Origin of the sequence: Sphingobacterium wenxiniae, from assembly GCF_900116225.1 — a bacterium.
Taxonomy (GTDB): domain Bacteria; phylum Bacteroidota; class Bacteroidia; order Sphingobacteriales; family Sphingobacteriaceae; genus Sphingobacterium; species Sphingobacterium wenxiniae.
Map to the genome: position 1 here is coordinate 166991 of NZ_FOZZ01000003.1, position 26824 is coordinate 193814.

The 26824-nt window shown below is 42.3% G+C and carries 28 protein-coding genes and 1 tRNA gene; 22 read left to right on the forward strand and 7 right to left on the reverse strand.

The window, feature by feature from the left end:
• Position 1: 1 nt before the first annotated feature.
• From BM375_RS05590 to BM375_RS05600, 3 genes are read right to left on the reverse strand one after another with little or no spacing between them, the layout of a single operon-like run.
• Positions 2 to 1399: a bifunctional UDP-3-O-[3-hydroxymyristoyl] N-acetylglucosamine deacetylase/3-hydroxyacyl-ACP dehydratase gene (locus BM375_RS05590; protein ID WP_170852596.1), complete on the reverse strand. Its 1398-nt coding sequence runs from the start codon at positions 1397 to 1399 to the stop codon at positions 2 to 4.
• Between the two features lie 29 nt (positions 1400 to 1428).
• The gene (gene lpxD, locus BM375_RS05595; RefSeq protein ID WP_093364314.1) at positions 1429 to 2472 is read right to left on the reverse strand and encodes a UDP-3-O-(3-hydroxymyristoyl)glucosamine N-acyltransferase; all 1044 of its coding nucleotides are present in this window, start codon (positions 2470 to 2472) and stop codon (positions 1429 to 1431) included.
• Between the two features lie 44 nt (positions 2473 to 2516).
• Positions 2517 to 3761: an HD domain-containing protein gene (locus tag BM375_RS05600; RefSeq protein ID WP_093364316.1), complete on the reverse strand. Its 1245-nt coding sequence runs from the start codon at positions 3759 to 3761 to the stop codon at positions 2517 to 2519.
• A gap of 289 nt (positions 3762 to 4050) precedes the next feature.
• Between BM375_RS05600 and porX the strand changes: the two genes are divergently transcribed.
• The 6 genes from porX (at position 4051) to BM375_RS05630 (ending at position 9324) form a co-directional block, all read left to right on the forward strand.
• Positions 4051 to 5604, forward strand: a complete 1554-nt coding sequence (porX, locus tag BM375_RS05605; protein WP_093364318.1) for a T9SS response regulator signal transducer PorX — start codon at positions 4051 to 4053, stop codon at positions 5602 to 5604.
• 13 nt (positions 5605 to 5617) lie between these two features.
• Positions 5618 to 6028 carry a tRNA (adenosine(37)-N6)-threonylcarbamoyltransferase complex ATPase subunit type 1 TsaE gene (tsaE, locus tag BM375_RS05610; protein WP_093364321.1) on the forward strand — a complete coding sequence of 137 codons (411 nt, stop codon included), beginning with the start codon at positions 5618 to 5620 and terminating at the stop codon, positions 6026 to 6028.
• Positions 6029 to 6104: 76 nt separating this feature from the next.
• On the forward strand, positions 6105 to 6641 hold the full coding sequence (locus BM375_RS05615; RefSeq protein WP_170852597.1) for an RNA polymerase sigma factor: 537 nt from the start codon (positions 6105 to 6107) through the stop codon (positions 6639 to 6641).
• Positions 6638 to 7390, forward strand: coding sequence for a hypothetical protein (locus tag BM375_RS05620; protein ID WP_093364326.1), 753 nt, complete (start codon positions 6638 to 6640; stop codon positions 7388 to 7390). The genes BM375_RS05615 and BM375_RS05620 overlap by 4 nt, the downstream gene beginning before the upstream one ends.
• A 4-nt stretch (positions 7391 to 7394) precedes the next feature.
• A complete protein-coding gene (locus BM375_RS05625; RefSeq protein WP_093364328.1) occupies positions 7395 to 8183 on the forward strand; it encodes an outer membrane beta-barrel protein in 789 nt (262 codons plus the stop codon).
• Positions 8184 to 8277: 94 nt separating this feature from the next.
• A complete protein-coding gene (locus tag BM375_RS05630) occupies positions 8278 to 9324 on the forward strand; it encodes an ABC transporter ATP-binding protein (RefSeq protein WP_093364329.1) in 1047 nt (348 codons plus the stop codon).
• Between the two features lie 21 nt (positions 9325 to 9345).
• On the opposite strand, the gene BM375_RS05635 is transcribed toward BM375_RS05630, so the two are convergent.
• From BM375_RS05635 to BM375_RS05645, 3 genes are read right to left on the reverse strand one after another with little or no spacing between them, the layout of a single operon-like run.
• On the reverse strand, positions 9346 to 9852 hold the full coding sequence (locus tag BM375_RS05635) for a TlpA family protein disulfide reductase (RefSeq protein WP_093364332.1): 507 nt from the start codon (positions 9850 to 9852) through the stop codon (positions 9346 to 9348).
• 35 nt (positions 9853 to 9887) lie between these two features.
• A complete protein-coding gene (locus BM375_RS05640) occupies positions 9888 to 10733 on the reverse strand; it encodes an alpha/beta hydrolase (RefSeq protein ID WP_093364333.1) in 846 nt (281 codons plus the stop codon).
• Positions 10734 to 10760: 27 nt separating this feature from the next.
• Complete coding sequence (locus BM375_RS05645; RefSeq protein ID WP_093364335.1) at positions 10761 to 11972, reverse strand: alanine dehydrogenase; 1212 nt, start codon at positions 11970 to 11972, stop codon at positions 10761 to 10763.
• Between the two features lie 122 nt (positions 11973 to 12094).
• Between BM375_RS05645 and BM375_RS05650 the strand changes: the two genes are divergently transcribed.
• From BM375_RS05650 to BM375_RS05665, 4 genes are all read left to right on the forward strand, one after another.
• Positions 12095 to 14017: a polysaccharide biosynthesis protein gene (locus tag BM375_RS05650; RefSeq protein ID WP_093364336.1), complete on the forward strand. Its 1923-nt coding sequence runs from the start codon at positions 12095 to 12097 to the stop codon at positions 14015 to 14017.
• A gap of 92 nt (positions 14018 to 14109) precedes the next feature.
• Positions 14110 to 14778: a tetratricopeptide repeat protein gene (locus tag BM375_RS05655; protein ID WP_093364338.1), complete on the forward strand. Its 669-nt coding sequence runs from the start codon at positions 14110 to 14112 to the stop codon at positions 14776 to 14778.
• 79 nt (positions 14779 to 14857) lie between these two features.
• Entirely contained in the window at positions 14858 to 15349 is a 492-nt protein-coding gene (gene ribH, locus BM375_RS05660; RefSeq protein ID WP_093364339.1) for a 6,7-dimethyl-8-ribityllumazine synthase, read from the forward strand.
• Positions 15350 to 15510: 161 nt separating this feature from the next.
• Positions 15511 to 16221, forward strand: coding sequence for a hypothetical protein (locus tag BM375_RS05665; protein WP_139227505.1), 711 nt, complete (start codon positions 15511 to 15513; stop codon positions 16219 to 16221).
• Positions 16222 to 16291: 70 nt separating this feature from the next.
• On the opposite strand, the gene BM375_RS05670 is transcribed toward BM375_RS05665, so the two are convergent.
• The gene (locus tag BM375_RS05670; protein ID WP_170852598.1) at positions 16292 to 18775 is read right to left on the reverse strand and encodes a beta-N-acetylhexosaminidase; all 2484 of its coding nucleotides are present in this window, start codon (positions 18773 to 18775) and stop codon (positions 16292 to 16294) included.
• Between the two features lie 120 nt (positions 18776 to 18895).
• Here BM375_RS05670 and BM375_RS05675 point away from each other — a divergent pair.
• From BM375_RS05675 to BM375_RS05735, 12 genes are all read left to right on the forward strand, one after another.
• Positions 18896 to 18967: transfer RNA gene (locus tag BM375_RS05675), tRNA-Glu, on the forward strand.
• Between the two features lie 200 nt (positions 18968 to 19167).
• Complete coding sequence (locus tag BM375_RS05680) at positions 19168 to 20526, forward strand: phage integrase SAM-like domain-containing protein (RefSeq protein ID WP_093364344.1); 1359 nt, start codon at positions 19168 to 19170, stop codon at positions 20524 to 20526.
• Positions 20527 to 20542: 16 nt separating this feature from the next.
• On the forward strand, positions 20543 to 21142 hold the full coding sequence (locus tag BM375_RS05685) for a hypothetical protein (protein ID WP_139227506.1): 600 nt from the start codon (positions 20543 to 20545) through the stop codon (positions 21140 to 21142).
• Complete coding sequence (locus BM375_RS05690; RefSeq protein ID WP_093364347.1) at positions 21121 to 21600, forward strand: hypothetical protein; 480 nt, start codon at positions 21121 to 21123, stop codon at positions 21598 to 21600. The genes BM375_RS05685 and BM375_RS05690 overlap by 22 nt, the downstream gene beginning before the upstream one ends.
• A gap of 70 nt (positions 21601 to 21670) precedes the next feature.
• Positions 21671 to 21877, forward strand: coding sequence for a hypothetical protein (locus tag BM375_RS05695; RefSeq protein ID WP_212611630.1), 207 nt, complete (start codon positions 21671 to 21673; stop codon positions 21875 to 21877).
• Positions 21867 to 22364, forward strand: coding sequence for a nucleotidyltransferase (locus tag BM375_RS05700; RefSeq protein ID WP_212611631.1), 498 nt, complete (start codon positions 21867 to 21869; stop codon positions 22362 to 22364). Before BM375_RS05695 ends, BM375_RS05700 begins: the two co-directional genes overlap by 11 nt.
• Before the next feature lie 120 nt (positions 22365 to 22484).
• Positions 22485 to 22787: a MerR family transcriptional regulator gene (locus BM375_RS05705; protein ID WP_093364349.1), complete on the forward strand. Its 303-nt coding sequence runs from the start codon at positions 22485 to 22487 to the stop codon at positions 22785 to 22787.
• A gap of 298 nt (positions 22788 to 23085) precedes the next feature.
• Positions 23086 to 23466: a MobC family plasmid mobilization relaxosome protein gene (locus BM375_RS05715; protein ID WP_093364352.1), complete on the forward strand. Its 381-nt coding sequence runs from the start codon at positions 23086 to 23088 to the stop codon at positions 23464 to 23466.
• The gene (locus BM375_RS05720) at positions 23456 to 24421 is read left to right on the forward strand and encodes a relaxase/mobilization nuclease domain-containing protein (RefSeq protein WP_093364353.1); all 966 of its coding nucleotides are present in this window, start codon (positions 23456 to 23458) and stop codon (positions 24419 to 24421) included. Before BM375_RS05715 ends, BM375_RS05720 begins: the two co-directional genes overlap by 11 nt.
• Positions 24418 to 25056: a hypothetical protein gene (locus BM375_RS05725; protein WP_093364355.1), complete on the forward strand. Its 639-nt coding sequence runs from the start codon at positions 24418 to 24420 to the stop codon at positions 25054 to 25056. The genes BM375_RS05720 and BM375_RS05725 overlap by 4 nt, the downstream gene beginning before the upstream one ends.
• A gap of 155 nt (positions 25057 to 25211) precedes the next feature.
• Entirely contained in the window at positions 25212 to 25580 is a 369-nt protein-coding gene (locus BM375_RS05730; protein ID WP_139227508.1) for a hypothetical protein, read from the forward strand.
• A 317-nt stretch (positions 25581 to 25897) separates the two neighbouring features.
• Positions 25898 to 26824 carry a hypothetical protein gene (locus tag BM375_RS05735; protein ID WP_093364358.1) on the forward strand — a complete coding sequence of 309 codons (927 nt, stop codon included), beginning with the start codon at positions 25898 to 25900 and terminating at the stop codon, positions 26822 to 26824.

Consider the following 26824-nt stretch of genomic DNA (forward strand, 5'->3'; position numbering starts at 1 on the left):
ATTAATTACCTTTTACTTTTACAATCTGAGCCATCAGCTCAGCTTCACTAACTATTTTATCGCCAACCATACCTACACCTTTCATGCGCGCAATACCTCTACGGATCGGTTCCAAAAGCTCACAGCTAAAGATAACGGTATCCCCTGGTGTCACTTGATTCTTAAAACGAGCATTTTCGATCTTTAGGAACAGTGTTAACCAGTTTTCTGGATCGGGCACTGTATTGAGCACGAGAATACCACCGGTCTGAGCCATAGCTTCAATTTGCAAAACTCCCGGAAATACCGGTGCTCCTGGAAAATGTCCCATAAATAAATCTTCATTCATCGTGACATTTTTCAACCCTACAACATGTGTTTCGGACAATTCCAGAATCTTATCCACCATCAAAAAAGGTTGACGGTGTGGAAGAATATTCATAATCTGAACTGTGTCGTATACGGGTGTTGCATTCGGATCGTACACCTTAACTCCTTTACGGTTTTTATCTTTCTTAATCTGTGCTTTGATTTTTTTAGCAAATGCGGCGTTTGCGGCATGTCCTGGGCGAGCAGCCATAATATGACCTTTTAGCGGACGACCGACCAAAGCCAAATCTCCAATCATATCCAATAACTTATGACGAGCAGGCTCATTCTGCGAACGCAACTGGATATTGTCCAAAATACCTTCGCTTGCTACTTCTACGGTTTTGTTAAACAGCGAAGACAGCTTATCCAATTCTTCTTTACTCACCTCTTTATCCACAATCACAATTGCATTGGACAAATCTCCTCCTTTAATTAGATTATGGTTTAACAAGCTTTCCAATTCATGCAAGAAGCAGAAAGTACGAGAACTGGAAATCTCACTTTCGAATTCAGAAATATTGCTGATAGAGGCATGCTGACTTCCCAATACAGGTGAATTAAAATCAATCATACACGTCAACCTATAGCCATCCAACGGCATAGCCATGATTTCAACTTTTCTATCTTTTTCAACATAGACAATATTATCCGTGATTTCGTAATAATCTCTATCCGCCTCTTGGTCTACAAAGCCCCCTTCTTTTAGTTTTTCAACGAAGATACGCGAACTACCATCCAGTATCGGCACCTCAGGCCCATCAATCTCAATCAAAACATTATCAATCTGAAGTCCAACTAAGGCCGCCATCAAGTGCTCAATTGTACTTACCGAAGCTCCATTCTGAGAAATTGTAGTTCCACGCGATGTGTCGGTAACATTGTCTGCATCAACAGCAACGATAGGTTCACCCTCCAAATCTACCCGTTTAAACTTATACCAGTGAAACTCAGGCGCAGGTTTAAGGGTAATGTTTACAGCTTGACCTGTATGCAAACCTATTCCGGAAATGGAGATTTCCGTCTGTATGGTCCTTTGCTTTACATTCATATCTAACATTCTATTTAGCAATATTTTCGTTATATTGATTTGTTGTCCAATTCTTTTAGCTTCGCCTCCAATTCTAGAATACGTTGTTCCAACACAGGTAATTTGCTATAAAGCACCTGTGAACGCAATTGTCCCGTATATGGCGTAGCTGGGCTTCCACCCCATTTTTTATTCGGCTCACGAATAGAGCGGTTAACCCCCGACTGGGCCTGCACCTGCGAACCATCGGCAATATGGATATGTCCAACCAGTCCCACTTGGCCCCCCAAAACCACATGCTCTCCAACCTTAGTACTACCCGAAATGCCAGTTTGTGCTGCGACAACACTATGCTGACCAATTTCCACATTATGCGCTACTTGAATAAGATTATCTAACTTAACGCCCTTACGGATTATTGTTGATCCTAAAGTCGCTCTATCGATAACCGTATTTGCACCAATCTCTACCTTGTCCTCGATTATAACATTACCGATTTGTGGAACTTTAGCATATGAGCCATCGCTTTGCGGCGCAAAACCAAAACCGTCACTCCCCACAATCACGCCGCTATGAAGCACAACATCTTCGCCAATCACACAATCGTAATATACTTTCACTCCGGGGAAAAGTGTACAATTATCACCAATCGTCACATTATCACCCACATATACCTGTGGATATATTTTGACGTTGCGTCCCACCTTTACATCACGACCAATATAGGCAAACGCACCAAGGTAAACGTCGTCTCCCAAAATGGCAGTTTCATGTACAAAAGATGGCTCTTCACGTCCGCTTCTTTCCTGACGTAACTTATGATATATATTCAGTAACTCCGAAAACGCTGAGTATGCATCTTTCACACGGATAAGTGTAGCCTGAACAGGCTTTTGCAATTGTAAGTTATCATTGACAATAACTACCGAGGCATTTGTCTCATAAAGAAAATGCTCATACTTAGGATTAGACAAAAAAGCTAATCCCCCTTCCTGACCTTCTTCTATCTTAGCCAGTTGGTTGACAGTTGCTTCCGGATTTCCTTCCACATATCCGTTTAACAGAGTTGCTATTTGATTTGCAGTAAATTGCATTTTACAAATGTATACTTTTTCTCAATTATTCTATATCTAATTATTTATCCCAACTTTTCTACAAATCCAATTTCTTTGGGATAAATGATGGCAAATTTCTGTACACGCCTAGCCAAAGCCTCCAAATTTGATAAGTCGGATGCTTCCGCAATATCCTGTACGTCGCCGTATTTATTCAAAATCTTGATATTATTATGCTTAGAATCATACGCACTATTGGAAATAGTTTGTGTGTAGACAAAATACGTTGCCTCCTCTGCCGTTATTCCTAAATGCTCCGCTACCCGTTGCCGTACGATGCCCACTTCTTCTTCAGTATAAGGTTCATTGCGTAACTCCGTACGCAGTAAATCCCGTTTCATCAACCGCTCACAAAGCATCCGAAGAATACGATCTTCAGCAAATACCCATTCTTTGATAGCCGACAAAATATCGGTATCATCCAAGCGTGTAAACCATTCCAGATGCATCGGATCTTCCAAAAAATTTGAAATATCGATTTTACAGCGTAAAAAATGCTGCAACGCCTTTGTCGCGAACAGCTCCGTCCCTTGCATACTGAGCTCTTTCGCTCTGTATAATATTTTAATCAGCATCTGTTCCCCTGCAAGCACGGTTTTGTGCAGATACACCTGCCAGTACATCAAGCGTCTGGCAATTAAAAATTTTTCTACAGAATAAATCCCTTTAGCTTCCACCACTAACTCATCATCTTTCACGTGGAGCATCTTAATGATACGATCGAAAGAAATAACGCCTTCCGACACACCAGTAAAAAAGCTATCTCGATTTAGATAATCCATGCGGTCAGTGTCAAGCTGTCCAGAGACCAATTGGTGAAAGAATTTTCGAGGATACTCGTCCTTGAAAATAGTGATCGCCAAAGAAAGTTTACCATGAAATTCTGCGTTCAATCGATCCATTAAGAGCGAGGAAATCATCTCATGTGATACCGCTTCTACCAATGTATGCTCCAATGAGTGTGAGAATGGCCCATGACCAATATCATGCAGTAGGATAGCTATCAAAACAGCTTCTTCCTCTTCGTCTCTAATCAAAACTCCTTTTCCACGCAATGTATCGATCGCCAGACACATCAAATGCATTGCTCCAATTACATGTTGAAACCTAGTATGTAATGCCCCGGGATAAACCAAATGTGTCATACTGACCTGCTTGATATAGCGAAGTCTTTGTAGATATGGATGTTGGATAAGGTCGAAAATAAATGCGGATGGAATTGTGACAAAACCATACACCGGATCATTGATAATTTTTTTCTTGTTCAAATTTTTATCTTCGTAATTACCCTATACTCTATATCTTTGGAAAAGCAATTTTCATATCCTTAGGACATGAAGGAGTTTAACCCAACTAAGTTAGACGCAAAGATACGTACAATGAAGTTAATTAATGTTAAAAATAAGTCTAAAAACTGACTTTACACCTATTTTAGTTAAAAAGTATCGCTTTTTGGGGTATTGAACGCAGAAAGAATACAGTCCGATGACAACTGCTCCATATTATTATAGAGGAGAGCAGATAAAAGGGTAACCAAACACATTGAATAATACTACTATGCATAAAACACATATACTCTGGGCAGATGACGAAATTGAGTTCTTACGGCCGCATATCATGCTTTTGGAAGAAAAAGGATATCGAGTAAAAACAGTCAACAATGGTAATGACGCTGTAGAAGCCTTTCAGAACGAGCCTTTTGATCTGGTGTTCTTGGACGAAAATATGCCTGGCAAAACAGGATTGGAAACGCTGGCTATCCTCAAAAGTATCAATCCCACTATCCCAACCGTATTGGTCACCAAAAATGAGGAAGAGCATTTGATGGAGGATGCTATTGGCTCAAAAATAGACGATTACCTCATTAAACCCGTCAATCCAAAACAAATCCTGCTCACGATAAAGAAATTCACAGAGAACAAAAGGCTGGTCAGCGAAAAGACTTCCATGGCTTACCAGCAGGAATTCAGAAATCTGGGTATGACAATCAACGATGACTTGGATTTTAGACAATGGGTAGAAGCCTATAAGAAAATAATTTACTGGGAACTTTCCTTACAAAAATTGGAGGATGCGGGCATGCACGAGATATTGACCATGCAAAAAGCAGATGCTAATGCCTTATTCTCAAAATTTATCGAGAAAAATTACCTCAATTGGATACAGAACAAGGAGGAAGGACCTATACAGTCCCACCAGTTGTTCAAGAAAAAAGTCTTCCCTGCTTTAGAGGTCGGGACACCAACTTTCTTCTTCCTCATCGACAACTTGCGTTACGATCAGTGGAAAATTATTAACGAAGTTCTGACCGACTATTATCGCCTGGAGGAAGAAGATGCGTACTATAGCATTCTACCAACGGCGACACAATATGCACGAAATGCAATATTCAGCGGGCTGACCCCACTGGAGATGGAAAGGCGCTTCCCGAAATTGTGGCAGAACGATGAAGACGAAGGCGGGAAGAATCTACATGAAGATGAATTTCTCACTGATCAAATTAAACGCCTATATCGCCGAGAAATCAAGCATTCCTACCACAAAATCCTTACTTTGGAGCAAGGGAAAGACATCATGGACAACGTGCATAACCTGATGAAGAACGACCTGAATGTTTTGGTTTACAACTTTGTCGACATGCTCTCCCATGCCCGTACAGACATGGCTATGATCCGTGAATTAGCAAACGATGAAGGAGCTTATCGTTCATTGACACTTTCTTGGTTTGAGCACTCTCCACTGTTGGAAGTTCTGAAATGGCTAGCTCAGCGAAATGTCCGAGTGATTATTACCACCGACCACGGAACCATTCGCGTTAAAAGACCGAGCAAAATTGTAGGCGACCGTAACACAAATACAAACCTGCGTTACAAACAAGGCAAAAACCTCAATTACAACGGAAAAGAAGTGTTTGTTATCAAAAATCCACATGATGCGCAGTTGCCAAAGTTGCATGTCAGTTCTTCTTTTGTATTTACCAAAGACGATTACTATTTTGTCTATCCCAATAACTACAATCAGTTTGTCAATTACTATCAAGGCACATTTCAGCATGGCGGCATTTCCTTGGAGGAAATGATTATACCCTACGCAGTTTATACACCAAAATAGTAGTTTTGCACTTATGGAATTTCAGGTAAACCATGTAGAAGAGTTGCCAGAGGTGGCACAACAGATTATTCAACATTTCCCCGATGACCGCGTCTTTCTTTTTTACGGTAAGATGGGAGCAGGGAAAACGACCCTTATCAATGCCCTTTGTCAAGCTTTGGAGGTAGAAGACGCCACCTCTAGCCCCACATTTTCCATTGTAAATGAATACCAATCATCACAAGGACTAATTTTCCATTTCGATTTCTATCGCCTTAAAAGCGAAGAAGAAGCTTTCGATCTCGGCTATGAGGAATATTTTTACTCCAACAGCTATTGCTTCGTCGAATGGCCAGAGAAAATCCCCAATCTTCTCCCATCTAACGCACGTGAAATCAACATCACCGCAACCTCGCCAACGAGCAGAACTATACATATTAAATAATTTTTTTCATGAGCGTGCAACCTTTGTTTGCATCCCTTCGTCTTTCTAACAAAGACTAATCTGAAAATTGGATAACATGAATATAGATACCTTATGGAATGCATGCTTAGTGGGCGACCGCAAAGCACAATTTCAACTGTATCAGATGCTATCCGGAAAGATGTTTGGTGTATGCTTGCGCTATGCACAGGATGAGGCCGAAGCAGAAGATATCCTGCAGGCTGGTTTTATCAAGGTGTTTACAAAAGGACAGTTATTTGAAAATAAAGGCTCTTTAGAAGGTTGGATTCGCCGGATTATGGTGAACACGGCCATCGAACAGCATAGGAGCAAAAAGCGGTACATGACAGAACCACTGCTTCCCGACACACCTATTACGGCCAGCGGGATAAACAGCGATAGCAATCTGCATTATCAGGATTTGCTCAGCATGGTGAAGCAACTTCCTGTCGGTTATCGCACGGTATTCAATCTGTACATTATCGAAGGATATTCGCACAAGGAGATTGCCGAAATGCTGTCCATAAGCGAAAGTAATTCCAAATCACAACTTTCCAGAGCGAGGCAGTGGTTAAAGGAAAAATTGGAGAAACTTGAAAATGTTGGGTTATGAACGACAAAGATTTAGACAAATTATTTAAGGAGAAACTGGAAAATATTTCCGTTTCGCCACGTCAAGACCTTTGGCAAAAGATAGAAGGACAGCTTGACGAAAAAAAGACTGTTCGCTTAGGCCGATTCGGATGGATGAGATATGCAGCAGTTGCTGTCGGCAGTTTAGGCCTTGCCGCATTATTATATACATTCTTCCTGAATGAAGATCCAGCTGTGGAGCAAAAACAACTTGCTTATCAAGGAAGTACAAAAACAGCGGTAAACCCGCCACTTCCTGAACAGCCATCTGCAATAGAGAAGTCAGAAGTAAACAGTGCTGCGGCATCACAAAAAAACAGCACGGTTGGACTTTCTAATCATACGGAAGTAGCCGTACAGATAGTCAAGAAACATGTTGAGCCACAGCTGAACATGGAGATGTCGAGCAACGAATTAATCGCCTTAGAGCCAGCAGCTTTGTCGGTATATTCAACGCCAGAGCTATCAGTGGAAACGACAACGCCACAATATGCTATCGAGATCGCCCCTATCCAGCCGCTAATTGATGATCCGGAAATAGAGGAAACCATGCTGGCATCAGCTCAGAGCTCAGGAGAAGGAATTGTACCGAATATCTTAAACAAGATTTCTGACGCACTGAATCCCTCTGACAGTAAGTCTATTCAATTCAGCAAAGACGAAGAAGGGTCCCTTCGCCTTGACATATTCAATAGTTTAGTTAAAAACCGTAACAAAAAAAGGAGATAAAACCATGAAAAATAACCTACTATACACCGCAGTAGCTTTCTTAGCTATCAGTTTTTCTACTCAACAAGCATTCGCACAGGAAGATACCAAACGCGACTCTTCATCGACAAAAATCGATACCGATCTCACCATTGGTAGAAAAGATTACGATGACCGTGGTCGGGAGATCAAGTATCCTCGCGTCTTCGGAGGCCTGACGTTCACACGAATTGACTGGGGTTTCTCCCGTATTATGGATGATGGAAGCTTTAATCTTGGTGAAGACAATCAGTTTCTGGAATACAAAAAAGCCTCTAACTTTGGCTTTGACGTTGCACAGTTCGGGATTCGATTCAACGAGTCCATCAAAATGTATGTTTCAGCCGGTTTTGAGTGGAATTATCTGCGCCTAAAACATAACATTATTTTGGATCAAGACGCTACACCATTGGCTTACGATGAGTCGGACATTGCCTATAAGAAAAACATTTTCACGTCAACATATTTACGCACCCCTCTAACATTTGAATGGAGAGGAAACAGAAATCGTCACGGCGACCGTCCTAAAATCGCTGTTGGGGCAATGACAGGTATCCTATTAAAAGGAACACAACGTCTTAAAAGCGAAGAACACGGCAAACAGAAATTCAAAGACAATTATAATCTTGCCAGCTTCCAGTACGGTGCCTTTGCCCGGGTTGGTTTCGGCTCAATGGGAATTTTTGCCAAGTACTATATGAACGATATGTTCGAGAAAAGCCCTACACAGGAAAAATTGAATAACTTCACCTTCGGGATGACCTTAGGGTTTTAACCGGAAGAAAGAGCAAGGCGGGCCACCTTGCTCTTTCTTCAACTAAAAATCCTTACTTTTGTGCCACACATTAAGGTTTAGCATTCTAATTTATATGGCACAAACATCCTCCTGTCAATACATTCCTACAGACACGCAAAAAAGCGGAATTCCGCTTATCCATGGTGAGGATGTTTCTCATATCTTCGAGGCCAAACAAGAGGTTATTGCTGTCAAACAGGCAAATTTTGCTATGGAAGAAGGCAAGATTACTGCTATTATCGGAGAATCTGGCAGTGGAAAAAGCACTTTGCTCAAACTGATATACGGCCTTCTGGAGCCTTCGACAGGAGAAATTAGATACCGAGGTTGGCTTGTTCCGACTCGTAAAGATAAACTGATTCCCGGACATGATGCCATGAAACTGGTTTCTCAAGGTTTCGATGACTTAAATCTATATGCAAAAGTTTGGGATAATATTGCTTCGCAGCTCCCTAACACCAATCTCAGCCTGAAACAGTCCAAAACACAAGAAACGTTGGAAAGGTTAAAAATAGCGCACCTTGCACAACAGCGTGTGGCGGATCTCAGCGGTGGTGAAAAACAACGCGTTGCCATCGCACGCGCTTTGATTAACGAGCCAGAAGTATTATTAATGGACGAGCCGTTCAACCAAGTTGATGCTGCATTTCGTGATGCCTTACAACAAGACATACGTAATATTGTAACCGAAACAGGATTAACAGCTATATTGGTCTCGCATGACCCTGCAGAGGTGTTGGCTATGGCTGATGAGCTAATCGTCATGAAGCAAGCGCAAATTATTGAGCAAGGGAAACCTGACACATTGTATTACATGCCCCAACATCCTTACACAGCCCAACTATTAGCAAAAAGCAACATCTTAAATCCGAAGCAAGCCTCAGCTTTTGGCATCAGCACGACCAACACCATTGCTATACACCAAGAGGACATCCACTATACAATAGCTCCCCAAGGAAAATTCTGGGTTAAGGAAATCCTTTTCCGTGGATTTTATAAAGAGTTAATCATCACGGATGGAGAAAACCTTTTGCATACCATCATGCACCCCATCACCAACATACAAAGACATGATAAGGTGAACTTAAGGATAGAAAAGCACATTGTCTTTAATCAATAAAAGCGTTAAGAAAGACTTGCTTTATTCTTCCAAAGATTTTTCAATCAAGGCAATAAGCTCATCAAACTCCTCTGCGCTATAACCAATAGATTGGTAGATGATTTTCCCTTCCTTATTGACCAACACATTGCGAGGTATTAACGACTCTGCAAACAGAGAAAACACTTCACGTCTCAAGTCTGGGTAAACCGGAAAAGTATATTTATTATTTGCCATAAAAGGATCAAGTTTATCCCAGCCTTCCTCTCGTGCTAATACCATTACCTCGAAATCAGCTCTTTCTCCCCACTTCTCCCACACCTCTTTTTGCAAGCGAGGAAGTTCTTGTCTACACGGTGGACACCAAGTGGCAAAGAAGTTCAACAAGACGACTTTTCCTTTCATTGCGCCCATCGGCATAGGCTCATTCTTTTTATTCTCAACAGTAAATAACGGCACTTTCTCGCCTACTGCAACTTTCCACTCCTCTTGTGCCTTTAATTGCACTGCACAAATCACTGCGCACAATAACAGGATTACTCTTTTCATTCTATATTTTTTAACTATTTAGACAAAAATAACCTTTATTTTAGATTTTTCAACCAAGCAAACAGAGCATCTGACCATTTCCTCTTATCAGTTTTATTATGAAGACCAAACCCATGCCCGCCCGTTTCATAGATAAATATATCATTCGGGATACTAATCTCGTCCAACGCCGCTTTATAACGAAATGAATTGGCAATAGGCACAGCCTTATCATCTTTTGCATGTACCAAAAATGTTGGAGGAGTCTTTTCTGAGGCCTGTTGTTCCAACGAGAAATAACGTATATCTTCTTGATTTGGTTCTTCACCAATCAAGTTTTTCTTCGAGCCTTGGTGAGTTATCTCATCCTCCATCGAAATCACTGGATAAATCAAGATCGAAAAATCAGGAGCTAAGTTTATTCTTTCACTAGTCTCAATCTTCACATCATCATAATGATTGGACAACGTCGCTGCAAGATGTCCACCCGCTGAAAATCCAAGAACACCAACCCGATCTAAATCATAATGCTCTCGTATATATTGCATTCCTCTTTGCGCATCCTGTAGGGGAACAATCTTACGATTGGTCATATTCTCGTCCTTAGGCAAACGATAATACAACACAAATGCACTATATCCCTGCTCATTAAATGCCTTAGCAACCTCATGTCCTTCATGGTCGAGTGCCACCATCCCATACCCACCTCCCGGAATGACCAATACTGCACGGCTTGCATTGGGCACTTCATATTTATACAATGCCGGAATATGCTCATCACCCAACTCAGCTACTGATTTGGTTGCATTCGGAATAGCTGCATCATAAAGCGCAACCTTTTCTTGCGCAAGCGTATAGTAATTTATCAACACCACAAAAAATACAGTATAAATAAGTTTCATATTTTATCCTCTTGTCTTTCGTGCTATTTATTGATTAGCAACTATGATTAAATCCAGATCTTTCGACGGAAGATTAAATTTCTCTGCCACATCCTTATTAGTCAGCATGCCCTGATAAAGGTAAATCGCACTACGGATGCACTGATTTGCCCAAATCATATTGTTCATCCCTCCCTTTTCACCTATCTGCAACAAAAGTGGCGTAAAAATATTGGTCAATGCATAAGTCGCTGTACGTGCCACGCGTGACGCTATATTAGGCACACAATAATGTATCACATCGTATTTACGGAATACCGGTTTATCATGAGAGGTTACTTCTGATGTTTCAAAACAACCTCCTTGGTCGATACTTACATCAATCAGCACCGAATTTGGTTTCATCTCTGAGACAGTATCTTCCGATATAATACAAGGCGATCGACCATTTGTAGCACGCATAGCACCGATTACTACATCACAGGATTTTACTGCTTTATTAAGGATAAAGGGCTGGATAACTGAAGTAAAAACTCTACTCCCCACATTATTCTGCAACCTCCGTAAACGATATACAGAATTATCAAACACTTTTACCTGCGCCCCCAAAGCGATAGCCGTACGTGCCGCATACTCACCCACCGTTCCTGCGCCAATAATGACCATTTCCGTTGGTGGAACGCCTGTAACACCTCCCAACATTAATCCCTTGCCATCGAACACATTGCTCAGATACTCCGCAGCAATCAAAACCGATGTTGCCCCAACGATCTCACCCATCGCACGCACCACCGTCAAATGCCCTCCTTCATCTTTCAAATACTCATAAGAAAGCGCTGTAATCTGTTTTTTCATCAATGCTTGCAATACTTTCAAATCCATGAGCGAGGGCTGATGAGAGGACATGAGCACTTGCTTATTTTTCATCAACTCTACTTCTGCCAATGTCGGTGCAGCAATTTTAATCACAATATCACATTGAAAGACTTCTTTTTTGTCAAAACTTATCTGCGCGCCCTGTTCACTATAGTGTCGATCCAAAAAGTTAGAAGCTTCTCCTGCACCGGTCTCCAAAACGACCTCATGCCCACAGGCCACCAACAGAGCCACAGAAAGGGGTGTCAACGGCACTCGGTTTTCTTGGAAAGAGATTTCTTTGGGAATTCCTATTTTTAAAGAATGCTTCCCTGCTCCCATACGCATCATTGCTTCCTGCGGCTGCAAAATTGCCTTTTGAGCTATTTTTGAAATATCATTCATCACTTACACTAATCATTAATACAAATAGTGAATTTACCTATTATTCTGCTAATATTGAGATTTAATTCTACAAATATTTTATTTTTGTATAAATTTACAGTTTAGGATCTAACCTTGAAAAGATGCAAAGATTCCCTATTTTAAATCAAATTGGTATTGTCCCAAGATGGACAATATTTATTTGTGATTTAACAGTCTCTGCGATTGCATTCATATTCGCTTATACACTCTTCTATTCCTTTAATTTGAATGCATACGATCGACCTTCATTCGGTTTGGAGTTTATATACTGTTTATCTATTACAGCTATTTCTTTTTCGGTATTTAGATTATACTCTGGTATTGTACGATATACCAGTGCAGTCGATTCTATTCGTATCTTATCCACAATTCTATTTAACCTCATTCTATTCTTCATTCTCAAAGTATTCTCTTTTGCATTTAACATACCTTCACTTCTCCCTACCAATTTAATCATTATTTACAGTCTATTTACATTTACAGGACTAACGACCTACCGTACATTAATTAAGATTTTCTTTCAATATTCTAAATCTATAGGTCCTGACAAACAAAATGTTGTAGTATATGGAGCGGGAGATTTAGGGATCGCCGTTAAGAGAACCTTTGATCATGATGTAAAATCCAACAAGTTTATCATAGCTTATATAGATGATGATGATAATAAGATAGGAAAATCCATTGATGGGGTTAAAATATTCAGTTCTAGCAATTTTGATAAACTAATAGATAAAATGCAGATTGATGAACTAATCTTTGCCTCTCACAATATAAATACCGAAAACAAGGACAAAATTGTCGAGGCATGTTTGGAGCATCAAATCAATGTATTGACGTTACCTCCTGTAAATGAAATTATCAACGGCAACCTTTCACCCAATCAGATTAAAAAAATCCGGATAGAAGATCTTCTGGAGCGTTTACCTATCCAACTCCCTTTTGAAAACATTTCAGAACAGCTTACGGGAAAACGGATTTTAGTTACGGGTGCAGCGGGTTCAATCGGCAGTGAAATAGTCCGGCAATTAAGCAAATTCAATCCACAACTGATTATTCTGTGTGACCAAGCGGAGTCTCCCTTACATACCCTACAGCTTGACATGCAAGATCAGTTCAAGAACCAGCTTTATCATGCATTTATTGCCGATGTAAAAAATGAGGAACGAATGCGTATATTATTCGAAAGCCTTCGCCCTCAATATGTTTACCATGCAGCAGCCTACAAGCATGTGCCTATGATGGAGAACCATCCTGTAGAAGGAGTTTTAACCAACGTAAAAGGCACCTATACTGTCGCAAATCTTGCCGTTGAGTTTGAGGTTTCCAAATTTGTTTTCGTTTCTACGGACAAGGCTGTCAACCCAACCAATGTAATGGGCGCAACGAAACGTATAGCCGAAATCTATGTACAAGCACTAAATCACCACTTAAGCCAGAAATCTTCTCAGCAGAAAACACGTTTCGTGACGACTCGCTTTGGAAATGTGTTGGGATCCAATGGCTCTGTTATCCCTCGTTTTCGTGAACAGATTGAAAAGGGCGGCCCAGTAACGGTCACTCATCCAGAGATAACCCGCTACTTTATGACTATTCCGGAGGCTTGCCAATTGGTTATTGAGGCTGGTTGCATGGGCAATGGTGGTGAGATTTATGTATTCGATATGGGTAAATCCGTAAAGATTGTCGATTTAGCAGAAAAGATGATCAAACTTTCTGGCCTTACCCCTTATAGAGACATCGATATTAAATTTACAGGGCTACGTCCGGGTGAAAAACTCTATGAAGAATTACTCAACGACTTGGAAAATACCGTACCAACACATCATAAGAAAATTATGATTGCTCGTGTTCGCCAAAACGATTTTGATATGGTCAACCAACAGATACAAGCTCTTTTGAACAGTACTAAGGCACATGATAGCATGGAGATGGTTAGGCAAATGAAATGTATGGTAGCCGAGTTCAAGAGTCAAAACTCGATATACGAACAATTGGACAAAGAGCTATCTCCTCGCGTTAACTAAGAAAACACGAAGAGATTTTTCATTAAAACTTGCAATAAACTTTTAAAAGTGTATTTTTGCGTTCCATATTATTTATTATACGATAATAACAAATGTCAAACGCAAAAGTAAATCCAACTGAACCTAAAAAATCATCGGGTTCATTTTTTCAGGACAATCAAAGAAGCATAACCTTTATCGTTGGAGGTATCTTTGTGCTAATTGTATTGTACTTTGGGTATCAAAGACTATATTTAGGACCACGCGCTGAAAAAGCTGCAAACCAAATCTACAAAGCCGAAGAGTTTGCGGCAATCGATTCTTTGCAAAATAAAGCTATCGAAGGTGATGGTTCATTCTTGGGCTTCAAGGAAATTGCTGACGAATATTCCAACACCAAATCGGCAAATATTGCCAGCGCTTATCTTGGTGGCTTATACCTTCGCCAGGGCAACTATCAGGATGCTATCAAATATTTACAGAAATATTCGGATACAGGAAGCGAAATCTTGGATCCGTTGGTAACGGGATTGATTGGGGATGCTTATTCCGAATCAAAAGATTATAAGAACGCCGCCAATTATTATAAAAAAGCAGCTGACAAAAGCAGTAACAGCTACACAACGCCTCTGTTCTTAAAGAAGTTAGGCTTGGTTTACGAAGCTTTGGAAGATTTCAAAAATGCTGAAAAAACATACCAAACGATTAAAACAGATTATCCGGAAAGCCCTGAGGCCAGCATGATTGATGGCGCGATTGCAAGAGCACAGGCTAAACAATAAATTTTTGTCAAAAAACCTTAAAAGGGCTGCTTCATAAAAAAGCAGCCTTTTTGTATTTATCTTTTTTATCTTTGCCCCTATGTCAAGTAGTTTAAAAAATTTATCCGACTTCTCCCATATGGAAGTCGGAAATGCCCAAGGATTAAAGTTTGCCATTGTTGTTTCCCAATGGAATGCACAAGTTACAGGCGCATTGCTTAATGGCGCTTTGGAAGGTTTGGCTAAGCATGGAGCTGTTGAAGGTGATGTTGAAGTGGCAAACGTTCCGGGGAGCTACGAATTAATTTCGGGTGCAGATATTGTCCTACGTAACGATGAATTTGATGCTGTTATTTGTTTGGGCTGTGTTATACAAGGTGAAACCAAGCATTTTGATTTTATCTGTGATGCAGTTGGTCATGGCATTGCCAATGTAGGTCTAAAATACAACAAACCCGTTATCTTCGGTGTACTAACCACCGACAATTTAGAACAGGCTTTGGATCGCGCAGGCGGTAAACATGGCAATAAAGGCGAAGAAGCTGCTATTACAGCTATCCAGATGGCACTGCTAAGCAAAAAATATAATTGATATTAAATTTTCCCTAACTTTACCAGTATGAGACGTTATTTTATAGCAATTATTGGTTTTCTTTTCATAGGATCGATTTTTCTGTCTTCGTGTTCCTCTCAGCAACAATGTGCGGCTTACAGCACATATCCTAAGAAGAAGCATAGAACGAGATAGCAAATATGAAAAACAAACTGTTAACACTTGCTTTTGCAATATTGTATATCTGTCTTCAACCTTGCTTGGGGCAGGGATCCGACTTACTGTGGAAGGGAGTTGGGGGCAAGGAGAAATGGGAACAGACCACATACATCCTGTTCACAGTCAACGGCAATGGTTCAAAATACATACAAGATGGCCGTCGTTTCCTTATCCACCGCTCATCAGGTCGAGCTCGTTTTGAAGGAAGAACGGAAAAAGGAAGTAACCTTGTTGTCCTCTTCAATTACAAGACCGGCAAACTCAAAAAATATTATATTAATGGAGAAGAAATTTCTTCTTCAAGTGAGATTCAAGAATCTTTTAATAAGGTTCAAGAGCAGTTTCAACGGGATAACGAGTTTCTTTTTTTATCTACCAAAACGGAGCTACACCAAGCTAAAAGTAAGGTATCTTCCCGTATCGTCAACGCAGAAAAGTTATTATCCATTCCCATTCAGCTACCTCATAACAATATTTCAGGAGAATTACTCTTTCATCCAGAAACTGGGTGGATTAAGCAGATTTCTGAAAGCAACGGCGGAACATACTTGGTGAATGGCTATAAAGATATTGGCGGAGGGATTTATCTTCCTACTGTTTTCAAAAATGTACAGAACAGTAATAAAAGTATTATTTTTCCTACTGTAGCAGCTTTTACAGACATGCAGGAAGAAAAGTTTACACAACTGTAATTAAAAAAAATATAAAAGGCGGCTACACCTCATAAGTATAGCCGCCTTTTATATTTCCTCACCGATCTTTTTATTCTTGATAAGTAGAGACCAAGCTTGTTCGTCCCAAAGCATCCACCGTTGCGAACTGCACTTTCTGCCCCTGTTTCAATTCTAAAGGAACGCTGTACTGTGGGCTATTTTTTGATGGTACGTTTCCATCTGTAGTATAATGAATCGCAAATCCTGGGAACTCGACATTCGCATGCAGTTTTCCGTCAATCTTTTTCACACCTACAGCAGGCAAACGGAAATTCAACCCATCTTCCACTTTCTGTAATTCATTCAACCCGACCTTCTGGATAAATGCAGAATAATCTGTATTGAAGTCCTCGATCTTAAATATTTGTTCATCTTCGTAGGTGGCTTTTGGAGACCAAGCTCGTTGTGCCAACGCAAAGAGCCGTGGGAATACCATATAATCCATTCGTTCACTGTCCACAATTGTCTCAGCCCATAAACCACCTTTCACCCCTACTAAGTTTTTCTTTCCTTCTTCAGTAAGTCTAACCTTGTCCGCAAATCGCTCCTTTCCAAACTTCGCTCCGTTCACAGTGTGTTCAATATTAGCAAAAAAGGCTTCGGGTAAGAATAAAAAAGACTGGTACAAGTCTGCATAGGAAGCCCATTTAAGACCAGGCTCTGCAAAATTAGTATCCCATGCCATATCAAAATAATTATTATTAGCACTGATATAGACAGTTTCGTACCCTGCATTCGCTAATCGATAGGCCAAATCCTCTTGCCCTCCACCGATTAGGTTATTCCATACATCCAGTTGCATCTTTCCTCCAGATAAAGCATCATTCACCACCATACCTTTTCCTCTGTTCACCATGCCGAACTCTTCCCAACCTGCCATTTGCAAACCTTTCTCTTTGGCCAAGGCATTCACTTTGGCAACATAATAGGGCCATACATCATAGACAGATTTCATTCCTTCCGACTTCATCAAATCTTGGATTTTAGGCGATTTCTCCCATACACCATTAGGGACTTCGTCTCCTCCCATAGAAATCTTTTTCAATTCCACACCAGCTTCAGCATACATCGCCTTAATATCATCAATCACTACACCTAAAAAAGTGTAAACAGATGGCAGTGCCACATTCATAACATTATCTGTGAAATACTGCACCGAACTATAAACCGATTTATCATCCAAGTCTCTCAACATAAACTCTTCTGCTTTCGCTCGATTCCCCTCCTCTATAAACCTTTGATAACGTACATCCATCGCCTTAATCGAAGCACGTGCATGCCCCGGTGTTTCGATTTCAGGCACTATTGTGATATGTCTTGCCTTAGCATACTGCAAGATTTCTATGAAATCAGCCTTGGAAAGATACTGCGCATCTGTACGAACACCTCCCGAACCGTACGCAGGCTGAATACCTTTGGCATCTCTATACAAAGGCGTCCGTCTTGCTCCGATTTCGGTAAGTTCCGGCAATGAAGGCATTTCTATCCGCCAACCTTCATCATCACTAAAATGCAGATGGAAAGTATTCAATTTATACCGGGAAAGCATATCCAAATATCTCAAAATGGTTTGCTTATCTTTGAAGTTCCGTGCAATATCCATCATAAATCCACGATACGCATAACGTGGAGCATCTTGAATACGGGTATATGGCAACCTAATGGCAGATGACCGAAAATCTTCTGGATTCAGCAAAGACCGTAATGTCTGTATAGCATAAAAAACACCCGTACCCGTACTGGCTTCTACGGTTATTCCATCCTTATCCACACACAGAATGTATCCCTCATTAGGTTGTCCCTCCAAATGAATAACCCGAATAGCTGCCTTTTTTTCATCCCCTTCATAGAATTGCACACCACTCAGTTCTTCCGCAATTTTTTGTAAATGCGGCATCTCTTCCGCAAAAATTGGATCTACCCAATAAGATGACGCACCGTTCAATACATACTCACCATCCGACACATCCATTGACAAAGGTCTTGGTAATACCCGTTGGGGTGATACAGGCACTTGTCTATTTACATTCTTGTCGTATAAAGCTGCCCAAAAATGATTTTCTTCAGTGACGCCCAGTTTTAACGGCTCTACATGTAGTTCAATAGGGTAATAGCGTTCGGTATTTTGACGATGTTGCAAATAAAATCCATTAGGCACTGTCGATTGGTTAACCAAAGCGTATTTTGACGTATAGGTCATCACCAAGGAATCCTTTGCCGGTATAAATAAACCCTCCTTAAACGCAGTCTTAAAAAGATTTCCTGTCTCATCTTTAATACTGTATGTTTTTTCGTCTCGCTCTAATATAGGGAAAATCGCATTGAACCAAAGATCCATATCTTTCAACTCCAGCTGCTGTTCACTGTTATTTTTCAAAACCAAGTGTAAATCTAGATTATCCCTCCCATTATAATCGGCAGTCTTTCGCCAATGTAAGGATAAGTCCCTCGAATAATCTTGCGCTATCCCAGGCAAGGTCAATCCAACAAGCATAAACGATGCTAAAGACAATATAAGATGTGTTTTTTTCATGTTCATTCTAAAATCGTAATAACTTTAAAAATACGTAATATTTTTAGCAATACATTTTTTTTAAATTTATTTTGCACAATGAACAAACATTCCTATATTTGCACACCGAAACACAAAAACGGCCCGTTCGTCTAGGGGTTAGGACGCAAGATTTTCATTCTTGAAACAGGGGTTCGATTCCCCTACGGGCTACCGAGAGGCTCCAAAGAGAGCCAAGAAGATTCAAAAACCGCCTTTAAATACGTTTAAAGGCGGTTTTTCGTTTTATAGGGTTCGTCGAAATTCACCCAAATTCGACAAAAAGACCCCCCAAAAGAACCCCCGACACCTTGCGTGTCCGCCCGATATTCTGTATCTTGCATTATTGTTTAACGGTTTAAAATCAGAGGATTATGAGCAGAACGGTAAAAATCGAATGTGGCATCAGTTTCCGTTTGAGGGAAACGGGAGCCACCAAACCAACGCCGATAACGTGCTTCGTAGAGTACAACTGCAAGCCCGTGGTGAAGATTCCAACGGGAACAAAGGTACACCCAGCCAAATGGAACCCCGAAAAAGAAAGACCCATTGGCGGACTGAAAGGGCTTGAATCGGCCGAGGCAAAAGCAATTGTCGAAAAGCTTGCCACCGTAAAGGCTACGGTGGAAACCGAGTACCGAAACTATGTGAACAAATTCCAAAGCTATCCCGATAAGGCTATCTTTAAGGAACAGGTAATAGGGCTACTTGCAGGGGCAACAACGGTAAAGGCATCCGACCCCAGCCAGTCGCTGATTTCCTTTTTCGACCGACAGGTAAAACTTAGCCGTGAGGGCAAGAGAACCGTGCTGAAAGGCAAACGGGCAGGGATGCGATACAAGGAGAACACCATCCGCTCATACGAGGGCAGTCGGAGCCTATTGCAGGAGTACGTGGAGCATAGAAAGCTGAAAAGGCTTAACTTCGATAATGTGACAATGGATTTCTACTATGACCTGCGGGATTATATGTTCACCGACCGTAGTTTTTCGCTCAACTACTTCGGTAAGGTCATCAAGCACATCAAACTGTTCATGGGTGAAGCTAAGGAACTCGGTTGGCATGCCAACGAGATATACAAGTCAAAGGCGTTCATCAAGGTGGAGGAAGAAACCGATGCCGTATATAACGATATAGAACAGTTAGGGGCAATACATTCCGTTGACCTAACAGGCCATCCAGGTCTGAAGAACGCGCGCGACCTTTATCTGCTCGGCGCATGGAGCGGACTCCGCTTTCAGGACTATTCGGTATTAGCGGACAAAGCACGGGTTCATGGCGACTTTATCCATATTGAAACAGAAAAAACAGGGGTTTTCGTGGCCATCCCGATACTTCCCGTTGCAAGGGAAATAATGGAGCGATACCGCCAAGAGGACGGCACGTATATCTATCCCAAGCCTATCAGCAACCAAAAGCTGAACGATTATATCAAGATTATCGGGAAGATGGCCGGACTTACCCAGCCTGTCAGCATCACCGTACCGCAGGGCGGTACAAGGATACAGGTGACCATTCCTTTCTATGATGCTATGGGAACACATACGGCAAGGCGTTCGTTCGCCACCAATATGTACAAGCATTACAGGCTTCCAACGTTCACCATCATGAAGATAACGGGGCATACCACGGAAACTAATTTCTTTAAATATATCAAGATGACCCGTGAGGAAAACGCACAGCTCATACTCGATACGGTCACCGCAAAAATAGAACTGGATAAGGCAGGATAACCAAAACAGAACGCACATGAATTTAAAGGATTTAAAACACCTAAATACTCTATTGAACGATTTCGCTTGGTTCGGGCAGACGTTCCTGCATACGGGTACGGGGCTGGAATGGAATACCATCGGCGGACGGGATTACTTTGCCACCGCTTGGATGGAATTCTTCAAGGGCATCAACGATGGCACTTACTACCGTTTGGCAGAAGCCATCACCGATGCACCTTACGTATCGCACTTTCGTAAAGAGGTAGAGGAACGGCTGAACCCGTTGCTTGCCGAACTGGAAGCAATGGCCGTAGAGCAGGGCTTGCACAAGATAAAGGTGCACATCGACGTAGGGAAATTCAAGAGTTATGAAACAAAGTTAAAGCAATTGAGTGCGGACGGCATTATCTTCGACATTATACAGGACGATGACGATATCCGTGACACCTATTTCATAGACGGAGCCCCCGACCAAATCCGCTCCTACATCATGCACGGTATAAAGGGAGTTATCGACCGTTACACTTCGGCAGAACAGGAGAAAATAAGAGGGCTTGAAAGCAGGCTAAAGGAACTTGAAACCGAGTTACAGGAAAAAAAGCTCTTTTGGCCGTGCAGGATGCTGGGCGCATAGAGCTTGCCCGAACCGTAAAGGAACAGCAGGACGAGATAACCGCCATTACGGAGCGCAACCGCACGTTGGAGGAAATACTGTCAGAATACAGCAAGGAGGAAGAAGAAGCGGACAATGGGGTAATAGACCCATCCAGCCCCATAGAGAACGGCAGGCTCCGCATGTACTTCTTTTACAAGCTGGGGTTCCTTGACAAGTCCGTTTGGAACGATGGCCTAACATACGGACAAATGGGCAAGATTCTACAGAAAATCCTCGGAGGCAACCCCATCAAGGCGGACACGGCCGAACGTGATATCAAGCTGTTCAATGCGACGGGAAGTGCCAAACTAAAGGATTTTGAAGCCAAGAACGAAGATAAGGTACTTAACTATCTGAAAGGCATTTGCCCCGACATGGATTTTCCCAACGGCAGGTTTGTCAACGACATTAGAAAGAACACGGGCAGGAGCGGATAGACACCCTTTGCCCTATTTTATTTCTGTCCGAAATTCCGTATATTTACACTAACAAGTCTATAAAGAGAACATGAAAAAGAGAAAGATGGCAATGGTTGCCAGCCAAGTAAAGATAGACGAGGAAGACCTACGGGATATCCAGTTTTGGTTAGACCGCCCAGCTTCCGAGCGGATAGCCGAAGTGACACGCCTGCGCAGGGCATATTACGGTTGGTTGCTCGGAACGTACCCCCAACACATGGAAAAAACAGTAACCCAGCGCAACGATGATATTTGAACAGGATTTTACCGACTTCGTCCAGCTTCTGAACGACCACCAAGTTAAGTACATGGTGGTAGGAGCTTATGCCCTTTCATTTCACGGCAGGCCGAGGCACACGGGCGACCTTGATATATGGATAAAGCCCGATGCGGAGAACGCAGGAAAAATGGTCAAGGTGATAGACGAGTTCGGATTTGGCATGCTTGGGCTTACCGAGGAAGACTTCCTACGGGAAAACTATGTTACCCAATTGGGCTATCCGCCGTTACGCATAGACATCCTTAATGCCATATCGGGTGTTGACTTCGATGAGGCGTACCATACCCGTCTTGAAACCGAAATAGACGGACTTGATATATCGTTTATCAGTGCCAATGACCTCATCCGCAACAAGCGGAACGTGGGAAGACCCAAAGACATTGGCGATATCGAAGCACTTGAAAAGCTGAAAAAGCAACAAGAGGACGAACCTGCCCAAAGAAAAAGAGGACTAAGAAGATAGCTGATATATGCCCCATATATCTTAAACAGTACCGCAGGGCATCCTATCGAACAAAAATGAAATAGTGACCAATCCCCCTTTGAATCCCCCCGAACATTGCTCCATACAAATACGTTTGATATGGCGCAGATATTCACAAGCTATTCGGACAGGGAGTTCAAGGAAATCCTATCCGAGAATGTAAAGGAGGCCGTTAGAGAGGCACTCCGCGGAGAAACGGCAGAAAAGCCGACCCCACCCCCACAGAACATAGGTTACAGGACGAGAGCCGAGACACGGCTCATGCTCGGCGTGGCCTATTCCACCATGCACTATTGGGAAAAGGCAGGCATCCTCGTACCCCGACGCATAGGCCGAAAGGTCTACTATTCTGACGAGGCCATCCGTGATGCCCTCGCAAAAAGCGGAAAGGGGCTGAAATGATGGTGTACCGAAACAATGATATAACGGTATATCCAGCTATTCCGTTAGTTATTTATCTGCAACAGCAGATAAGTAGCCACCCCAACCAAAAGCAGGGTGTCCGTAGGAAAGAATACCGGAAAGACAGCCGGAAAGACCGACCACCCGCAGTCAGTTCTCCAAAGGTAAACCTTTGTCGCCCTGTAGGGAGCAAGTTTATTTTTTTGCAATGCAAAAAACCGTTCCCCCACGCTCCAGCGAGTGGGGAACGGCGGGTGCTCCCGATGGTCGCAGTCCGTAAACTTGGGGAGGTTTGCCAATGAAAAAATTGGCAAAAGTAAAAGGAACGGACGGGAAAACACCCAAGCGTGGCCGTCCGAAAAAAGCCATCACACGAAGCGTTTCTCTGGTCGTCCGCTTGACCCCTACCGAACGGCTCGCCATTTCGGGTAGGGCAAGGAATGCAGGCATGCGGATAAGCGATTGGTTCCGGCAGTCCGCAAAGACCTCGGTGATAAAACCGAGGCTGTCAAAAGAGGAAGCCGGCCACTTGCGTAACCTGTCGGGTATAGCAAACAACCTCAACCAGTTGACCAAGCTCGCGCATACGGGTGGGCTTGTGACAATCATGGCGGATCTGCGCAGGGTACTTGGTGAATTGGAGCGGTTAATGGATAGGATGGGCAGGGATGATAGCTAAGTTAATCGTAGGCAAGAGCTTCGGTGGATGTGTCCGCTACCTATTGGAACGTGAACAGTCGAAAGTCTTGGATTCGGCAGGCGTTAGGGATTACAGCATCAAGGCTATTATTGCCAATTTAAATGCCCAGCGCAAGATGCGCCCACAGCTTGGCAATGCCGTAGGGCATACCGTCCTTAGTTGGAGCAACGAGGACAGGGATAAGCTCACGGTGGAGAAGATGGCACAGCATTCGAGGGAGTACATGGAAAAAATGGGCATCAAGAATACCCAATATGTGACGGTACTGCATACGGACAAAAAACATCCGCATCTGCACGTTGTCTACAACCGAGTGGACAACGATGGAAAGACGATAGGCAATTTCAACAATTGGCACAAGAGCCGAAAGTTATGCAGGGAGATGACCGAGCGTTACGGCTACCATCTCGGCAAGGGCAAGGCAAAGGTGAACAGGCAGGCGTTGAAAGGGAACGACAGACTACGCTATACCATTCTTGATGCCCTTAAAGACATCATTGCAAAAGCCACCACGTGGAAGGAGGTCGAAGCAATGCTTGCAAGGCAGGATATCGGTATCCATTACAAGTACCGTAGTGGAACAGATGAAGTGCAGGGCATTTCGTTTGAAAAGGACGGTGTGAAGTTCAAAGGTTCGGCAATCGACCGCAAATACAGTTTTGCAGGGATAGAGAAACAGCTCAGCGAAAACCGAGCAATAGGAATAACGCACTCCACCACGGAAAGCCCCACACTTGCCGACCAGATAAGGGAAGTACTCGGACAGCAGGAACAGCGGTCAGAGACATACGAAGCGGGAATAGGCTTGCTCGGTGACCTATTGAACATGCCCGCTTCGATAGAACCCGAACCCGACCCTATGTGGCGTAAGAAAAAAAGAAAACAGGAGAAGAACAATCAAGAGGAATCAGCAGATAAAACACTAAAGAAATGAACGAACAGGAATTACAGACCACCCTAAAAGACCTACAGGAGGTCATGGTGAGCATGGACGGAAGTCTACAGGAAATCGAAAAACAGCAGTCAGAAGCCAAGGACTATTCGGACGAACTGGCTGAAATAAGCAAAAAGTTGGATAGTAAAGTAACAGAGGAAACGCTTGTGGGAATGAAAGCATCCATCCTAAAGCATGCAAAAGCAACCGATAACCTTGTCACCGCTTTGGAAGAACAGAAGAAAGCAATAAGTAAAATGCCACAGAGTATAAAAGTCCTTGCGGAGCATCGCCTAACAGGGCGACAACAGCCGTATATCATTGCGGGGGCAGTCCTTGCGCTTGTATCGGTTTTTTCTCTTTTCGCCAGCATTCAGCTTTGGCGGTCAAATTCCGCTTTGCACGATAGCGACATCAAAATCCTAATGGTGAGAATATTTTATCCACCCGTATCAATGGATATTGATTCCATATACAACAGCAATCCCGAAAAACTTAAATCATGGGTAAAACACGAGGAAGAAAGATTACTTGCCGTTAGGAAAGCAGAGGAAAACGCAAGACAATCCACCCAGCAGGCAGAACGGGCAAAAGAAGAATTGCAAAGGCTGAAAGAACTAAAGGACAGGGATTAATATTTTCTAATTAGCAACAAGCCGTCAGTTTCAAATAAACTAACGGCTTGTTGTTTGATACTAATCGTGTTATTGCTCTAACATTTTAACAAAAATGACGTTTGTCATTTCTATGAACGATTGTTTCTGTATATTTGGCACAAAATAATTTCCTTTTGATACGTTTTTGTGCATATATCCTATTAGTCGCTTTGACACTGCAATCATTCTATCGCAGTATCATGGCTGTGGACTATCAGATAAACCTGCCCGATTACATTGCGAAATGTATCAACAAAGACAAGCCCCAGCTCCATTGTGACGGTCAATGTGTGCTGATGAAGAAAATAAGGGAAAAAGAAAAAGAGGAAACCAAAAAGAACTTGGTTATTTATGAATACAGTGCGCACTATGTGCATAAGGAACAAACCGTTTTTTCCGTTTACCAACCGAATGAGGAAATCAGCGAAGAAACCTTTTCGCCTTATCTGATTGATTATAGGTTTACCTACAACAGTCCTGTATTCCGCCCCCCAATCGCTTAACGCATACCAGTAGCATTTGGCTTAACTTCAATTCGACATATTTTCGTATCGTAGGGTACAAAGTTGAAATTGATATGCCCTGTTAACCCGATACGTTTCCGAATATTTCAGTAAACATTTGCGATAGGTATTATTACAGTTTGCATTCATATTTGGGTGATACCATAAACTTGTCCAAAGTGGACAACTGCCTACTGGATTTCAATCATTTTTCATCTGATATAACTTAATTTTTAAAGGTGATGAAGCTATCAGATTTCCATTCCACTACGTGGCCTGAAAATCGTGATGGTTTCACAACACATTTGTTAATAACAATGAAGAAAATAATACTTTTTCTCACCGTATTATGCTTTGTGGTGGTGTCCTGTACAAAAGAAAAAACGGACTACGAAGCGGAAATCGACACGGAAGTTACCGAACACCACGAGTTTAAAGAGGTTTATGCCATCAACAGCGATGGATATAAAATCAGCATTGAAGCCTTAAACGGAACGTTCTATAAGGGCTACAACGAAATTCGTCTGAAGATAACGGGCAGTCAGACTGGCGCAGAAGCGGATGCAACGGCTGTAACATTCCTACCCATCATGTCCAATGCCAATGGCGACAGAACTTCCTGCCCCCACCGATACGATTTGGTGTATAGACAGGACGAAAGCTATTTTTCGGGATATTCGGTATTTACGGACGAGAGCGGTGCAGAAAGAACTTGGGAACTTTATATCAGTTTCACGATTGCAGGGCAAACCCATACGGTCAAACAAAATATCTCCGTTAGCGAACAGACGAACCAAAATCTGAACATGACCACGTTCACGGGAAAGGATGAACAGCAGTATTTCATAGCTTTGGTATCACCACAAAAGCCCAAAGTTGGTGAAAACGAACTGGTCGCCGGAATTTACAGATATAACAGACCCACCAATCCCCCGTCCGGAGATTTCCCCGATGCCTCGCAGTTTTCCTATACCGAGGTAAGTGGTTTTACCTTGCAGTTAGACCCAAGGATGCCCGAACCATCCATGGGAAACCACTCATCACCCAACAACAAAGACTTAACACAGCAGAATGATGGACTGTACCACGGTGTTGTTAACTACACGATGACAGGGAACTGGACATTGAATTTCATCCTGTTGAACCAACAGGGGCAGATATTGAAAGGTACGGTCGTATCGACCGATTTCACGCCGGGCGTGGTGGGTGTGAAAAGCGAATTGCATATTGATATTTTATTCTAA

Coding starts and splice junctions, on each gene's coding strand:
- BM375_RS05680 (WP_093364344.1), top strand. CDS start 19,168: ATGAGCAGAACGGTAAAAATCGAATGTGGCATCAGTTTCCGTTTGAGG.
- BM375_RS05700 (WP_212611631.1), top strand. CDS start 21,867: ATGATATTTGAACAGGATTTTACCGACTTCGTCCAGCTTCTGAACGAC.
- BM375_RS05670 (WP_170852598.1), bottom strand. CDS start 18,775: ATGAAAAAAACACATCTTATATTGTCTTTAGCATCGTTTATGCTTGTT.
- BM375_RS05715 (WP_093364352.1), top strand. CDS start 23,086: ATGAAAAAATTGGCAAAAGTAAAAGGAACGGACGGGAAAACACCCAAG.
- BM375_RS05695 (WP_212611630.1), top strand. CDS start 21,671: ATGAAAAAGAGAAAGATGGCAATGGTTGCCAGCCAAGTAAAGATAGAC.
- BM375_RS05655 (WP_093364338.1), top strand. CDS start 14,110: ATGTCAAACGCAAAAGTAAATCCAACTGAACCTAAAAAATCATCGGGT.
- BM375_RS05640 (WP_093364333.1), bottom strand. CDS start 10,733: ATGAAACTTATTTATACTGTATTTTTTGTGGTGTTGATAAATTACTAT.
- BM375_RS05590 (WP_170852596.1), bottom strand. CDS start 1,399: ATGAATGTAAAGCAAAGGACCATACAGACGGAAATCTCCATTTCCGGA.
- BM375_RS05720 (WP_093364353.1), top strand. CDS start 23,456: ATGATAGCTAAGTTAATCGTAGGCAAGAGCTTCGGTGGATGTGTCCGC.
- BM375_RS05645 (WP_093364335.1), bottom strand. CDS start 11,972: ATGAATGATATTTCAAAAATAGCTCAAAAGGCAATTTTGCAGCCGCAG.
- BM375_RS05705 (WP_093364349.1), top strand. CDS start 22,485: ATGGCGCAGATATTCACAAGCTATTCGGACAGGGAGTTCAAGGAAATC.
- porX (WP_093364318.1), top strand. CDS start 4,051: ATGCATAAAACACATATACTCTGGGCAGATGACGAAATTGAGTTCTTA.
- BM375_RS05615 (WP_170852597.1), top strand. CDS start 6,105: ATGAATATAGATACCTTATGGAATGCATGCTTAGTGGGCGACCGCAAA.
- ribH (WP_093364339.1), top strand. CDS start 14,858: ATGTCAAGTAGTTTAAAAAATTTATCCGACTTCTCCCATATGGAAGTC.
- BM375_RS05625 (WP_093364328.1), top strand. CDS start 7,395: ATGAAAAATAACCTACTATACACCGCAGTAGCTTTCTTAGCTATCAGT.
- BM375_RS05725 (WP_093364355.1), top strand. CDS start 24,418: ATGAACGAACAGGAATTACAGACCACCCTAAAAGACCTACAGGAGGTC.
- BM375_RS05620 (WP_093364326.1), top strand. CDS start 6,638: ATGAACGACAAAGATTTAGACAAATTATTTAAGGAGAAACTGGAAAAT.
- BM375_RS05665 (WP_139227505.1), top strand. CDS start 15,511: ATGAAAAACAAACTGTTAACACTTGCTTTTGCAATATTGTATATCTGT.
- BM375_RS05735 (WP_093364358.1), top strand. CDS start 25,898: ATGAAGAAAATAATACTTTTTCTCACCGTATTATGCTTTGTGGTGGTG.
- tsaE (WP_093364321.1), top strand. CDS start 5,618: ATGGAATTTCAGGTAAACCATGTAGAAGAGTTGCCAGAGGTGGCACAA.
- BM375_RS05650 (WP_093364336.1), top strand. CDS start 12,095: ATGCAAAGATTCCCTATTTTAAATCAAATTGGTATTGTCCCAAGATGG.
- BM375_RS05635 (WP_093364332.1), bottom strand. CDS start 9,852: ATGAAAAGAGTAATCCTGTTATTGTGCGCAGTGATTTGTGCAGTGCAA.
- BM375_RS05630 (WP_093364329.1), top strand. CDS start 8,278: ATGGCACAAACATCCTCCTGTCAATACATTCCTACAGACACGCAAAAA.
- lpxD (WP_093364314.1), bottom strand. CDS start 2,472: ATGCAATTTACTGCAAATCAAATAGCAACTCTGTTAAACGGATATGTG.
- BM375_RS05685 (WP_139227506.1), top strand. CDS start 20,543: ATGAATTTAAAGGATTTAAAACACCTAAATACTCTATTGAACGATTTC.